This window comes from Cronobacter dublinensis subsp. dublinensis LMG 23823 (genome assembly GCF_001277235.1).
Classification (GTDB): domain Bacteria; phylum Pseudomonadota; class Gammaproteobacteria; order Enterobacterales; family Enterobacteriaceae; genus Cronobacter; species Cronobacter dublinensis.
Map to the genome: position 1 here is coordinate 2,970,500 of NZ_CP012266.1, position 12,705 is coordinate 2,983,204.

Below are 12,705 nucleotides of genomic sequence, written 5' to 3' on the forward strand. Positions count from 1 at the left end.
CTCTCCTGCTGTTAGTGGAAGGGTTGTAAGTCGACACGCGCCATCATTGCGGCCAACTGTGTCCTGTCGGTGATGCCGACGTTGCTCTGGCTGACCGCCAGCGCCGCCACCGCCGTTGCAAGACGTAGGGTATGCTCACTGGATTCACGCATCAGCAGCCCGTAAATCAGGCCGCCGACCATGGAATCCCCTGCCCCGACCGTACTGACGACTTCGCAGGACGGCGGTTTGGCGATCCATTCACCCGACGCGTTCACCCACAGCGCCCCTTCCGCGCCCAGAGAGATCACCACATGGGCGATCCCCTGTTCGCGAAGCGCGTGAGCCGCCTCGATAACATCTTTCAGTTCCGGCAGTTTGCGACCGGCCCAGATCTCCAGCTCGCGGCGGTTCGGTTTTACCAGCCACGGCGCGGCTTTCAGACCGGCCACCAGCGCCTCGCGGCTGCTGTCGAAGATAATGCACGGGCACTGGCTGCGCAGGCGGGTCATCCAGTCGGTAAACGCCTCAGGAGAGACGCCCGACGGCAGGCTGCCGCTGACGCAGACCATGTCGAACTGGCCAAGCCAGGTTAAGGAGTCATTAACGAAACGCTCCCAGTCGGCCGGCGTTACTTCAAAACCGGAGAAGTTGAGGTCGGTCACTTCGCCGTCTTTTTCCGTCAGCTTGACGTTAATGCGGGTACGGCCCTGCACCACCTGGAAACGGTTGGCGATGCCGAGTTCGCTGAACAGCTGCTGAAAGCCGTCCTGGTTGTCTTTACCCAGAAAACCGCCCACGGTGACGTCGATACCTAAATCTTTGAGCACTTTGGCGACGTTAATGCCTTTACCCGCCGCGTGCAGACCCGTGGTCCGCACGAGGTTAACTTCGCCGCGCTCAATCTCTGCGCAGTAACCTACCAGGTCATATGCCGGGTTGAGGGTAATGGTGGCGACACGTCTGCTCATGCTGCGCCCTCCCCGAGACCGGCGTTGATCGCCTCGCCGATGGCGTCCAGCGCCGCCTGCGCGTCATCGCCCTGTGCGGTAAAGCGCAGGCGATGGCCTTTCTTCACGCCCAGCGCGACGACTTTCATCAGGCTGCGGCCATTGGCGGGTTTGCCGGAGCCGTCGAGGTTGGTCACGGTGACATCGCTGTTGAACTGCTTGATGGTGTTGACCAGCACGGTGCCCGGACGGGCGTGCAGGCCGTGCTCGTTGCGTACCGTAAATTCGGCGCTCAGCACGTCGTCGGCCAGCGCGTCATCGCTGGTCAGCAGCGACAGCAGCGTGGCGGCGTCGGCGTTCAGCAGACGTTCAGCTTTACCGGCAATCAGCAGTTCGCTGACGCGGCCCAGCACCTGCAATGGCTGGTCATCGGCTACCGCGACGCTCAGCAGCAGACCGACGGTTTCGCCGTCCTGCGTGAACGGCTGTACCGGGCGGCTTACTGCAACCGCGCTCGCCAGGTTGCCCTGCGGGCTGTCGGCAAGCCAGACGCCCTGACCGAGATTCAGCGGCTTCGCGTTAATCACGTGGCTTACGAATTCAGCATCCACCGCGCCCGCTTCGCTAAGACGACCGGCGTTCAGCGCCTGCAGCGTCACCAGGCTTGTGGCCGCGACGTCGAGCGTAATGGTGTCGTTATCAAGCTTCATGCCCGCGCTTTGCTTCTCGCCCATCAGCAGGGCGCGCAGCTCTTCCGCCGTGGTGGCGGTTTTCAGCTGTTCAGCAATGGCGTCGTCGCTCAGTACATGAGTGAGCTGACGCAGCAGACCGAGATGTTCATCAGAGCTGGCAGCGATGCCGATAGCGACATAGGCGATTTGATCCTCGCCCCAGGCCACGCCCTGCGGGAACTGGAACACCTGCACGCCGGTCTTCAGGACCTGGTCGCGGGTGTCGGTCGTTCCGTGAGGAATAGCGATGCCGTTCCCTAAGAAGGTGGAGGTTTGCTGCTCGCGGGCCAGCATGCCGTCAACATAACCGGCGCTGACGTTGCCTGCGTTAACCAGCGCGTCAGCCACCTGACGAATCGCCGCTTCTTTATTACCGGCCTGAGCGCCGGGATGGATATCCTGAACAGATAACTGGAACATGGTCTCCTCGCTTGCTGAACCCGAATCGTTTCAGCCGTTGTGAGAAAAAGAGCGTTATCCCGCCAAATGAGCGAAAACGAGATAACGCTGAAACGTTTCAAGAAAGTCTGCATTTTCCATAGCCCGTGCGCAAGAAAAGCCGTTATTCACGTGTTGAATATTAGAGATCCCGCACATTTCACCCCTTAGTGAAACGCAACGGCACACTCTGTCAGCGGTTTTCAGCACGCGTCAGCTCGCTTCAGCAAAGCGGCACTTCATTCTGAAATACCATTTTGATTTTTTGTGGCATCTCACCTGCTGGTCGCTATTCAAAGTATGGCAAGAGGCGTAAACTCCGCCTCTTCTTTCTTGATCTCGCCGAAAATATGCAAAACAACGCCCTCGCGACGCCGCAAAGACCGCTCGATTTCACCTCCGCCTCGTTTCTGATTGTCGCCTTTCTCACCGGTATCGCCGGCGCGCTGCAAACCCCGACGCTGAGCCTGTTTCTGACCGAAGAAGTGCACGCCCGCCCGGCGATGGTCGGCTTCTTTTTTACCGGCAGCGCAATCATCGGGATTTTCGTCAGCCAGTTCCTGGCGGGCCGCTCCGATCGTAAAGGCGACCGTAAATCATTGATTTTCGCCTGCTGTCTGCTGGGCGCGCTGGCGTGTCTGCTGTTTGCGTGGAACCGCAACTATTTCATTTTGCTGTTTGTAGGCGTGTTCCTGAGCAGTTTTGGTTCGACCGCCAACCCGCAGATGTTCGCGCTGGCGCGCGAGCACGCTGACCGCACCGGGCGTGAAGCGGTAATGTTTAGCTCGGTTCTGCGCGCGCAGGTGTCGCTCGCCTGGGTGGTGGGGCCGCCGCTGGCCTATGCGCTGGCGATGGGGTTTGGCTTTCAGACGATGTACGTCAGCGCCGCTGCCGCGTTCGTGCTTTGCGCCCTGATGGTCTGGTGTTTCCTGCCGTCGATGCGCAAAGAGCCGCTCGCCACCGCCGCGCCCTTAGAGGCGCCCCGCCGCAACCGTCGCGACGCGCTGCTGCTGTTTTCGATTTGCACGCTGATGTGGGGCACTAACAGCCTCTACATTATTAATATGCCGCTGTACCTGATTAACGAGCTGAAGCTGCCGGAAAAACTGGCAGGCGTGATGATGGGCGCGGCGGCAGGGCTTGAGATCCCGGTGATGCTGATTGCAGGCTTCTATGCCCGCAAATTCGGCAAACGCTTTCTGATGCGCATCGCCGTCATGGCGGGCGTGCTGTTTTATCTGGGTATGCTGACGCTGCACAGCCCGGCGCTGCTGCTGGGGCTACAGGTGCTCAACGCTGTCTATATCGGCATCCTGGCGGGTATCGGGATGCTCTATTTTCAGGACCTGATGCCAGGCCAGGCGGGGGCCGCTACAACGCTTTACACCAACACCACGCGCGTGGGCTGGATAATCGCCGGCTCGCTTGCGGGCGTGATTGCGGAACTGTGGAATTACCACTCGGTGTTTTACGTAGCGATGGCGATGACCGCGGGCGCGGTCTGGTGTCTGTGGCGCATTAAAGACGTTTAGGGTGCGGTAAGCGCCTCAAGATGGATAAGAAAGCGCATCGCCGCGTGGCGGCTTGCGCCGCACATCTCCTGGGTCGGTTGCAGGCCGCCGCAGACTTTCGGGCGCAGCGGCGAGCCGAAAAGCTTACAGCGCAGCCGCTCATCAAGCTGGACGCACGGCGTGTTCGCCGGTTTGCCATCAGGCATGCCGGGAATGGGGCTTGAGATCGACGGTGCGGTGCAGCAGGCGCCGCAGTCGGGGCGACAGTCCATAAACTCTCCGTGACGCGCGCTACGCGCCGGTCAGTGATTTTTCAAGCAGCAGCCGGTAGTCCGCGGCCTCGCCCTTTTTTTCCAGCCCGATAATCTGGTAGCCGTTGCGGATAAGCAGCATCAGCATGGCGCGAAACTGATTGCGGGTTTTCACGCGCAGGCGCGCGTAGCCGTGCTCCTGCGCCCAACGTTCCTGCGCCTCAAGAAGGCGCTGCGCCACGCCGTCGCGTCGGTACGCAGGCGCCACGCCGCCGAGCCAGCTGTAGAACTCGCCCGGTGCCGTTTCATAGCCGAGCTTAAAGCCAACCGGCTGCGCCTCGTCATACGCCACCAGCGCACAGGCGACGCGCCCGCCGATACGCTGGCGGATGGCCTGCGCGTCATGTACCCCGGCAAACTCCGGAATCAAACGGTATATGGCGGCGGTTTCTTCAGGCTGGACGTGACGGATGGAAATCGGCATAGCGCTCCTCGCGTGAAAGCCGGGCATTGTAGCGTTTTGCCCCGCCGGGTACAGCCCTGAGGCCGAAAAAGCCTGTCGCGCGCCGCATTTTCGGCACGTCTCGCAATCTACGTAATTCCGCTTGCCTGGCGCGTGTCTCGCGAGTAACTTGTCGCGATATTTTGCATATTCCAGCTTAACAGGACACTTCGATGCCAAGAGCGAACGAAATTAAAAAAGGTATGGTGCTGAACTACAACGGCAAACTGCTGATTGTAAAAGATATCGACATTCAGTCCCCGAGCGCGCGCGGCGCGGCCACCCTGTACAAAATGCGTTTTTCCGATGTCCGCACCGGGCAGAAAGTGGAAGAGCGTTTTAAAGGCGACGACATCCTGGACACCATTACGCTGACCCGTCGCTTTGTGGATTTCTCCTACGTCGACGGCAACGAGTATGTCTTTATGGATAAAGAAGACTACACGCCGTACACCTTTACCAAAGATCAGATTGAAGAAGAGCTGCTGTTTATGCCGGAAGGCGGCATGCCGGATATGCAGGTTCTGACCTGGGACGGCCAGCTGCTGGCGCTGGAACTGCCGCAGACAGTGGATCTTGAAATCGTCGAGACCTCGCCGGGCATCAAAGGCGCGTCTGCGAGCGCCCGCTCCAAGCCGGCCACGCTCTCCTCCGGCGTGGTGATCCAGGTGCCGGAATACCTGAGCGCCGGTGAGAAAATCCGCGTGCATATCGCCGAGCGTCGCTATATGGGCCGCGCTGAATAAGCGTTACCGTATCAATGAAAAAGCCCCGCAGTGCGGGGCTTTTTTTATAGCCAGACGTTGCCGTTTACAGCAGATCCGGGAACAGCACTTTTTTCAGCGCCAGCTCCACGCCGCGTACTTCGGCAAGCCCTTTCAGGCGGCCAATCGCCGAGTAGCCGGGGTTGGTTTTCTTGCGCAGATCGTCAAGCATCTGATGGCCGTGATCCGGGCGGAACGGGATCGGGCGCAGATCGCCTGCCTTTTTGCGGCGCTGCTCTTCGGTCAGGATCGCTTTCACCACCGCCACCATGTCGACGTCGCCATACAGATGCGCCGCTTCGTGGAAGGTTTTCGGGTTCTCTTCGCGACAGGTGGCGCGCAGATGCGTGAAGTGAATGCGATCGGCGAAGGTTTCGACCATCCGCACCAGATCGTTATCGGCGCGCACGCCATAAGAGCCGGTGCACATGGTGAAGCCGTTATAAATGCTGTCCACCGTCTCTTTAAGCCACTGCATGTCTTCAATCGTCGACACAATGCGCGGCAGGCCGAGGATCGGGCGCGGCGGATCGTCAGGGTGAACGGCAAGGCGCACGCCCGCTTCTTCCGCCACCGGCACAATAGCTTTCAGGAAATACGCCATATTGTCGCGAAGCGCGGCTTTATCGATGCCGTCATATTCCGCAAGACGCGCGCGGAACTGATCCAGCGTGTAGCCCTCTTCCGCACCCGGCAGACCGGCGATGATATTACGCGTGAGCGTCTCAATCTGCGCCTCGCTCATGGCGTTGAAATAGTCCTGCGCCTGGCGCTGTTCGTCCTGCGTGTAATCGTGGCGCGCGCCGTCGCGCTTTAAGATGTGCAGTTCGAACGCGGCGAAGGCAATCTGGTCGAAACGCAGCGCTTTCGAGCCGTCCGGCAGCGTGTATTCGAGGTCAGTGCGCGTCCAGTCGAGGATGGGCATGAAGTTGTAGCAGACGGTGTCGATGCCGCAGGCCGCGAGATTACGGATGCTCTGCTGGTAGCGGGCGATATAGAGGTCATACTGGCCGGTATGGGTTTTGATATCTTCATGTACCGGGATGCTCTCCACCACCGACCAGGTGAGCCCTTTTTGCGCAAGCTCCGCCTGACGTTTTTTAATCTCTTCCACCGGCCAGACTTCACCGTTGGGGATGTGATGCAGCGCGGTGACAATACCGGTCGCCCCGGCCTGTCTGATGTCATCCAGCGAGACCGGATCGTTCGGCCCATACCAACGCCAGGTTTGTTCCATCGCCCTCTCCTTAAAAAAGTTGTTATACCAATATCGCGATAATCTATGATGACTACCATACATGTTTAGCCAGAAGCGTCAAACCGCGCGCCACTCTGTCTTGATCCAGCTCACAAACCCCGGATATTTACGGCATACCAATTCAATTTGCTGTCATATAACTTTACACTGAGTTTGTTAAATAATGGTTATCAGGATATGTGAGAAATGAAGAATATCGCTTCCGCCACGCTGCCTGCTGCGGTTCAACGCCCAGGATATGACCGCAGCGCCCTGCAAAGCCGCATCGTGCATTTCGGCTTCGGCGCGTTTCACCGCGCCCACCAGGCGCTTCTGACCGACCGGGTCCTTAACCTGAAAGGCGGCGACTGGGGCATCTGCGAAATCAGCCTGTTCAGCGGCGATGAGCTAATGAGCGCGCTGCGCGCCCAGGACCATCTTTATACCGTGCTGGAAAAAGGGGCCGACGGCAATCAGGCCATCATTATTGGCGCGGTGAAAGAGTGCCTCAATGCGAAGCTCGACGGTATGGAGGCGATCATTGAAAAATTCTGTGAGCCGCAGGTCGCTATCGTCTCGTTAACCATCACGGAAAAAGGCTACTGCATCGACCCGGCCACCGGCCAGCTGGATACGCAAAACAGCCGCATCGTGCATGACCTCGATAACCCGCACCAGCCGCACTCTGCGCCAGGGCTGCTGGTGGAGGCGCTGCACCGCCGCCGCGCGCGCGGGCACGCGCCGTTTACCGTGCTCTCCTGCGATAACATTCCTGATAACGGCCATGTGGTGCGCGAAGCGGTGCTCGGCATGGCGCACAACCGCGATCCGGCGCTGGCGCAGTGGATTGCTGAAAACGTCACATTCCCCGGTACGATGGTTGACCGTATCGTGCCGGCGGCGACGCCGGAGTCGCTCCAGGAGATAGCCGATACGCTGGGCGTCGCTGACCCGTGCGCCATCAGCTGCGAGCCGTTTATCCAGTGGGTTATCGAAGATAAGTTCGTCGCGGGCCGCCCGGCCTGGGAGGATGCGGGCGTACAGATGGTTGATGACGTCCTGCCCTGGGAGCAGATGAAGTTAAGAATGCTGAACGGCAGCCACTCTTTTCTCGCGTATCTCGGTTATCTGGCGGGGTATCAGCACATCAGCGACTGCATGAACGACCCGAATTTTCGCGACGCGGCGCGCCAGCTGATGCTGCGCGAGCAGGCTCCGACGCTGCGCATTCAGGGGGTGGACTTAACCGGGTACGCCGACAGCCTGATTGCCCGCTTCGCCAACCCGGCGCTGAAGCACCGCACCTGGCAAATCGCGATGGACGGCAGCCAGAAGCTGCCGCAGCGAATGCTGGATTCCGTGCGCTGGCATTTGCAGCACGGCGGCGAGTGGTCGCTGCTGGCGCTGGGCGTGGCGGGCTGGATGCGTTACGTAAGCGGCGTGGATGACAGCGGTCAGCCCATTGACGTGCGCGACCCGCTGGCAGAAAAAATCGCGGCGCTGGCGCACTCAAGCCATGAAGAGGAGCGAGTCGGCGCGCTGCTGACGCTTAAAGAGGTGTTCGGCGAGGAGCTGGCGCAGCATCCGCTGTTTATCCATACGCTAAACGCCGCCTGGCAGTCGCTCAGCCGCCTGGGCGCCAAAGAAGCGGTAGCGCGCCTCGCGCGGCGCTGATTTTAACCCTGAATGCTATTATCGCGGATGCGGCGCCTGCCCGTCCGCGTTACCTCTTCTCATCCCTGCCATTTTTATCCAGAATGATGCCTGATGATTTATTTCCGCCAGATATTTATCAGGAGCGCACGTGACCCGTACCAATCTCATTACCGGCTTTCTCGGCAGCGGCAAAACCACCACGATCCGTCATCTGCTGGCCCATAAAGATCCAACGGAAACCTGGGCCGTGCTGGTCAATGAATTTGGCGAGGTGGGCATCGACGGCGCGTTGATGGCCGACAGCGGCGCGCTGTTAAAAGAGATCCCCGGCGGCTGCATGTGCTGCGTCAACGGCCTGCCGATGCAGGTCGGGCTAAATACTCTGCTGCGCCAGGGCAAGCCGGACCGGCTGCTGATTGAGCCGACCGGGCTGGGTCACCCTAAACAGATTCTGGATATGCTCACCTCGCCGGTGTATGAGCCCTGGATAGACCTGCGCGCCACGCTCTGTCTGCTCGACCCGCGCCAGCTGCGGGACGAGAAATATGTCACCAATGAGAATTTCCGCGACCAGCTCGCCGCGGCGGATATTATCGTCGCCAATAAACAGGACCGCAGCGACGAAGAAAGCCTGGCGGCGCTTCGCGCCTGGCGCGAAAGCGACGCCGCAGGCCGCGAACTAGTTCTCGCCACCCAGGGCGAGATCGATCTGGCGCTGCTTGATAAGCCGCGCCTTAACCTGCGCGAGCTGCCAGCAAGCGCGCATCACGCCCATGCGCCTGCCCAACGCAATGGGCTTGCGGCCCTGAGCCTGCCCGGCAACCAGCGCTGGCGGCGCAGCCTTAACAGCGGCCAGGGCCATCACGCCTGCGGCTGGATTTTCGATGCCGACACGGTATTCGATACCATCGGCATTCTGGAGTGGGCGCGGCTTGCGCCGGCAGAGCGCGTGAAAGGCGTGCTGCGTATTCGTGAAGGGCTAGTGCGCATTAACCGTCAGGGCCAGGACTTTCATATTGAAACCCAGAGCGCTCCGCCGCCGGACAGCCGCATCGAGCTCATTACCGCCAACGACACCGACTGGAATGCGCTGCAATCGGCCTTGTTGAAGCTTCGTTTAGACAAATCGCTTTAACGTTACCCTTTTGTGAAAATCAGACTGTCATGACTACTACCCGTATCCCCGCGATCCTGCTGCTGAATCTCGCAGGCGCCGTCCTGTTTCTCTCCTGGTATCCGCCGGCGCAAACCGGCTTCTGGTTTACCCTCGATGCCGGGATTTTCCACTTTTTCAATCACCTTGCCGCTGCCAGCCACGGCTTTTTATGGTTCCTAGCGATAACCAACAACCGTGCGTTTGACGGCTGTTCGCTGCTCGCGATGGGGCTGCTGCTGCTCTGGTACTGGCGTCAGGCCACGCCGTCGGGCCGTCGCCACATTATTATTATGGGCGTGGTGATGCTGCTCTCGGCGGTGGTGCTCAATCAGCTTGGCCACCTGCTGCCGGTGTCGCGCCCGAGCCCGACGCTGACGTTCGAGGACAGCCTGCGGGTCGGTAAGGTGGTGGGGATCTCAACCAAAGACGCCTCGACGGACAGTTTCCCGGGCGACCACGGCATGATGCTGCTCATTTTCGCGGGTTTTATGTGGCGCTATTTCGGTGGTAAAGCCTTTGCGCTGGGCATTCTGATATTTTGCGTGTTCGCCCTGCCGCGCATGATGATTGGCGCGCACTGGTTTACGGATATAGCTGTCGGCTCTTTGTCAATCATTTTTATTGGCCTTCCGTGGATTTTATTGACGCCGCTTAGCGATAAAATAATTACCTGGCTTAATAATCATCTGCCCGGTCAAAAAACAACAACTCCATAACAATTAATTAATAGATTAAAAATATCATCAACAGGGATCGTTAAGGGTCCCTGTTTATTTTTCGCCCTCCCGCCGCCAGACACTTTTCGCAATACTTTCATACATTCGTCATAAAAATGAAGGTGTTGACTATTTTTACGTCGCTTTTCAGACCGCACGCTTTCTCTGTCTTTACGGTTCTTGACCATTACAATTTCTTATAAAAAAATGATTAAAACCACTCGCTATATGGGTTTTGTTCAGGTAATCTCGGGAGCGTTTTGTGGTTTAATGGCATTTATTGGTAATGCAAATAAAAGTGTGCACCAACACACAATTTAGCTCACCAGGAATTGTCTTACCCCTCAGAGCTCATTAGTCTCGGCACGTTTAGCATTTTTTATAACGATTTTTATCGTTAAGGACTTCAAGGGAAAACAAACAAAATGGTCAAATCTCAACCAATTTTGAGATATATCACTCGGGTCATCCCCGCAGTGGCTGTGGCAATTCTGCTGTCAGCATGTAGCTCTACCAATACCGCAAAAAACATGCATTCTGAGACGCATGCAGTAGGTGAAAACGACGGGCTGTTACTGCAAGCCTCTCAGGATGAATTTGAACAGATGGTTCGTACGCTGGATGTGAAATCCCGCATTATGGATCAGTACGCTGACTGGAAAGGCGTACGCTATCGCCTCGGCGGCAGCACTAAAAGTGGCATCGATTGTTCAGGCTTCGTGCAGCGCACTTTCCGCGAACAGTTTGGTTTAGAACTGCCGCGCTCGACTTACGAGCAGCAGGAAATGGGTAAATCGGTTGACCGTACCCGCCTGCGCACCGGCGATCTGGTGCTGTTCCACGCAGGCTCAACAGGCCGCCACGTGGGTATTTACATCGGTAATAATCAGTTTGTTCATGCATCTACACGCAGCGGCGTGATGATCTCCAACATGGATGAACCGTACTGGAAGAAGCGCTATAACGAAGCGCGCCGCGTACTGGGCCGCAGTTAATACTCAGCGTGTCGATTTCCCTTGATTGCCTGTGCTGAACGATAAAAAACGCTGCTGATGCAGCGTTTTTTTTGTCTGCGCGCCCGCCGCGCCTTGCCCCTCACGTTCTGCGGTATTGTCTGTTAAGCTGATTTCACGCTAGTTGCTCGCACGGGAACTGAAAGGATGTTATCCAGTCCGCCTTTTGCATCAACCCTGTCCACTCCCCGCAAAATCCTGCTTGCCGGCGTCGCGACGGGACTTGCCCTGGCGTTTATTGTCACGCTCGCCGCCCGCGGCTGGCTGCATCAGCAGCGGGAAAACCAGTACGACATGCTGGCGCGGGATATTCATCATTATCTCAACACCTATTTCGCGCAGTTGAAAGCCTCCGCCGACGCGCTGCAACCGCTGACGCTCGCCGAGTGCGGCGCAGTGTCGGCCGAACTCACTTCACGCGCGGCATTTAACGTCAACGTGCGCGCATTTTTGCTCTTACGAAACGGCGCTGCCTATTGCTCCTCCGCCACCGGCAGGCTTCAGCTGCCGCTGCGCGACTTCGCGCCGGATATCGACACCCGTAAAGCGGTGGATATCAGCATTATTACCGGCACGCCGATGATGCCGGATAAACCGTCGATCGTGATGTGGTTCGGCAATCCGCTGATGGCAGGCCGCGGGATCGTCACGACGCTGAACGTCAACCTCACGCCGTATCTGGTCTACACGGCGCGCCAGAACGATCTCAACGGCCTGGCGCTGGTGGCGAAAGATCGCGCGCTGACCACGTTTTCCGGCAGGGCGATGACGCCCGACGAACTCCCCGCTGAGCCGCTGCGTAGCGAGAGCGTGCGGGGCTACCCGCTGAAGCTTTATTTATACGGCGACACTATGCCTGCCGAAGACAGGCATCTGGCGCTGCTGCTCGGCCTGTTGCTCGGCGTTCTGGGCGGCGTGCTGACGGTTGTCCTGCTGGCGCTGCGCGCGCGATCCGGGCGGGAGATAGTAAGCGGCATCAAGCGAAATCAGTTTTTTGTGGTCTATCAGCCTGTGGTGGACGCGGCCACGCGTCAGATCCGCGGCGTCGAAGCGTTGATGCGCTGGAAGCACCCGGCCGCGGGCATGATCCCGCCGGACGCGTTTATCAGCTTCGCCGAGGCGCAGGGCCTTATCGTTCCCCTCACCCGCCACCTGTTTAAGCTTATCGCCCAGGACGTGCCGCACCTGCAACAGTCGCTGCCGCCGGGTTCCAAGCTCGGGATAAACATCGCGCCCGGCCATCTCCATTCGCCAGAATTTCAGGCGGATATCCAGAAATTCCACGCCTCGCTGCCGCCGGATTATTTCCAGCTGGTGTTTGAGATAACCGAGCGCGACATGATCCGCGAAAAAGAAGCGATAGGTCTGTTCGAATGGCTGCACCAGCAGGGCTACGAAATCGCGGTGGACGACTTCGGCACCGGCCATAGCGCGCTTATCTACCTTGAGCGCTTTACGCTCGACTACCTGAAGATTGATCGCGGTTTCGTCAATGCGATCGGCACCGAAACCATTACCTCGCCGGTGCTCGACGCCGTGATAAGTCTTGCGAAGCGCCTGAATATGACGACCGTCGCTGAAGGCGTGGAGACGCTGGATCAGGCGAAATGGCTGAGCGTGCGTGGCGTAAATTTCCTGCAGGGCTACTATTTCAGCCGCCCGGTGCGCGCCGGTGAGCTTCCGGCGAGCATGAAGGAGATGGACTCATAACGCCGGGCTATTTCACAATCACGCGCGGCTCCCTTATTATGCAGCCATGCTGTTAGCGCGCCCCTTCAGGCGCCGGAGAAGGACATACCAT

Annotated in this window: 12 protein-coding genes; 7 read left to right on the plus strand and 5 right to left on the minus strand. The window is 58.5% G+C overall.

Annotated features, from left to right (window positions below; genetic code table 11):
- Positions 1 to 11: 11 nt before the first annotated feature.
- Positions 12 to 950, minus strand: a complete 939-nt coding sequence (fruK, locus tag AFK67_RS13595; RefSeq protein WP_007723316.1) for a 1-phosphofructokinase — start codon at positions 948 to 950, stop codon at positions 12 to 14.
- The gene (gene fruB / locus AFK67_RS13600) at positions 947 to 2,080 is read right to left on the minus strand and encodes a fused PTS fructose transporter subunit IIA/HPr protein (protein WP_007723313.1); all 1,134 of its coding nucleotides are present in this window, start codon (positions 2,078 to 2,080) and stop codon (positions 947 to 949) included. The genes fruK and fruB overlap by 4 nt, the downstream gene beginning before the upstream one ends.
- 368 nt (positions 2,081 to 2,448) lie before the next feature.
- Here fruB and setB point away from each other — a divergent pair, with 368 nt between their 5' ends.
- Positions 2,449 to 3,630: a sugar efflux transporter SetB gene (setB, locus tag AFK67_RS13605; protein WP_007723306.1), complete on the plus strand. Its 1,182-nt coding sequence runs from the start codon at positions 2,449 to 2,451 to the stop codon at positions 3,628 to 3,630.
- Here the strand turns inward: setB and AFK67_RS13610 are convergent.
- The gene (locus AFK67_RS13610; RefSeq protein ID WP_032967295.1) at positions 3,627 to 3,881 is read right to left on the minus strand and encodes a YkgJ family cysteine cluster protein; all 255 of its coding nucleotides are present in this window, start codon (positions 3,879 to 3,881) and stop codon (positions 3,627 to 3,629) included. The genes setB and AFK67_RS13610 overlap by 4 nt on opposite strands.
- A 19-nt stretch (positions 3,882 to 3,900) precedes the next feature.
- On the minus strand, positions 3,901 to 4,344 hold the full coding sequence (locus AFK67_RS13615) for a GNAT family N-acetyltransferase (RefSeq protein WP_007723298.1): 444 nt from the start codon (positions 4,342 to 4,344) through the stop codon (positions 3,901 to 3,903).
- Between the two features lie 191 nt (positions 4,345 to 4,535).
- Between AFK67_RS13615 and yeiP the strand changes: the two genes are divergently transcribed.
- Positions 4,536 to 5,108: an elongation factor P-like protein YeiP gene (gene yeiP / locus AFK67_RS13620; protein WP_015741863.1), complete on the plus strand. Its 573-nt coding sequence runs from the start codon at positions 4,536 to 4,538 to the stop codon at positions 5,106 to 5,108.
- 64 nt (positions 5,109 to 5,172) lie between these two features.
- Here the strand turns inward: yeiP and uxuA are convergent, their stop codons facing one another.
- Positions 5,173 to 6,363: a mannonate dehydratase gene (gene uxuA / locus AFK67_RS13625; protein ID WP_007723284.1), complete on the minus strand. Its 1,191-nt coding sequence runs from the start codon at positions 6,361 to 6,363 to the stop codon at positions 5,173 to 5,175.
- Between the two features lie 207 nt (positions 6,364 to 6,570).
- Here uxuA and AFK67_RS13630 point away from each other — a divergent pair, with 207 nt between their 5' ends.
- The 5 genes from AFK67_RS13630 (at position 6,571) to AFK67_RS13650 (ending at position 12,614) form a co-directional block, all read left to right on the plus strand.
- On the plus strand, positions 6,571 to 8,037 hold the full coding sequence (locus AFK67_RS13630) for a mannitol dehydrogenase family protein (RefSeq protein WP_007723282.1): 1,467 nt from the start codon (positions 6,571 to 6,573) through the stop codon (positions 8,035 to 8,037).
- Positions 8,038 to 8,167: 130 nt separating this feature from the next.
- Positions 8,168 to 9,154: a CobW family GTP-binding protein gene (locus AFK67_RS13635; protein ID WP_007723279.1), complete on the plus strand. Its 987-nt coding sequence runs from the start codon at positions 8,168 to 8,170 to the stop codon at positions 9,152 to 9,154.
- Positions 9,155 to 9,183: 29 nt separating this feature from the next.
- Positions 9,184 to 9,891 (plus strand): phosphatase PAP2 family protein, encoded by a 708-nt coding sequence (locus AFK67_RS13640; RefSeq protein WP_007723276.1) that lies wholly within the window; start codon positions 9,184 to 9,186, stop codon positions 9,889 to 9,891.
- A gap of 425 nt (positions 9,892 to 10,316) precedes the next feature.
- Positions 10,317 to 10,886: a bifunctional murein DD-endopeptidase/murein LD-carboxypeptidase gene (gene mepS, locus AFK67_RS13645; RefSeq protein ID WP_032967294.1), complete on the plus strand. Its 570-nt coding sequence runs from the start codon at positions 10,317 to 10,319 to the stop codon at positions 10,884 to 10,886.
- Between the two features lie 165 nt (positions 10,887 to 11,051).
- Positions 11,052 to 12,614: a cyclic di-GMP phosphodiesterase gene (locus AFK67_RS13650; RefSeq protein WP_038883224.1), complete on the plus strand. Its 1,563-nt coding sequence runs from the start codon at positions 11,052 to 11,054 to the stop codon at positions 12,612 to 12,614.
- Positions 12,615 to 12,705: the final 91 nt, after the last annotated feature.

Excerpts from the sequence above, each read along its gene's own strand:
- fruK (WP_007723316.1), bottom strand. The coding sequence starts at position 950 with ATGAGCAGACGTGTCGCCACCATTACCCTCAACCCGGCATATGACCTG.
- fruB (WP_007723313.1), bottom strand. The coding sequence starts at position 2,080 with ATGTTCCAGTTATCTGTTCAGGATATCCATCCCGGCGCTCAGGCCGGT.
- setB (WP_007723306.1), top strand. The coding sequence starts at position 2,449 with ATGCAAAACAACGCCCTCGCGACGCCGCAAAGACCGCTCGATTTCACC.
- AFK67_RS13610 (WP_032967295.1), bottom strand. The coding sequence starts at position 3,881 with ATGGACTGTCGCCCCGACTGCGGCGCCTGCTGCACCGCACCGTCGATC.
- AFK67_RS13615 (WP_007723298.1), bottom strand. The coding sequence starts at position 4,344 with ATGCCGATTTCCATCCGTCACGTCCAGCCTGAAGAAACCGCCGCCATA.
- yeiP (WP_015741863.1), top strand. The coding sequence starts at position 4,536 with ATGCCAAGAGCGAACGAAATTAAAAAAGGTATGGTGCTGAACTACAAC.
- uxuA (WP_007723284.1), bottom strand. The coding sequence starts at position 6,363 with ATGGAACAAACCTGGCGTTGGTATGGGCCGAACGATCCGGTCTCGCTG.
- AFK67_RS13630 (WP_007723282.1), top strand. The coding sequence starts at position 6,571 with ATGAAGAATATCGCTTCCGCCACGCTGCCTGCTGCGGTTCAACGCCCA.
- AFK67_RS13640 (WP_007723276.1), top strand. The coding sequence starts at position 9,184 with ATGACTACTACCCGTATCCCCGCGATCCTGCTGCTGAATCTCGCAGGC.
- mepS (WP_032967294.1), top strand. The coding sequence starts at position 10,317 with ATGGTCAAATCTCAACCAATTTTGAGATATATCACTCGGGTCATCCCC.
- AFK67_RS13650 (WP_038883224.1), top strand. The coding sequence starts at position 11,052 with ATGTTATCCAGTCCGCCTTTTGCATCAACCCTGTCCACTCCCCGCAAA.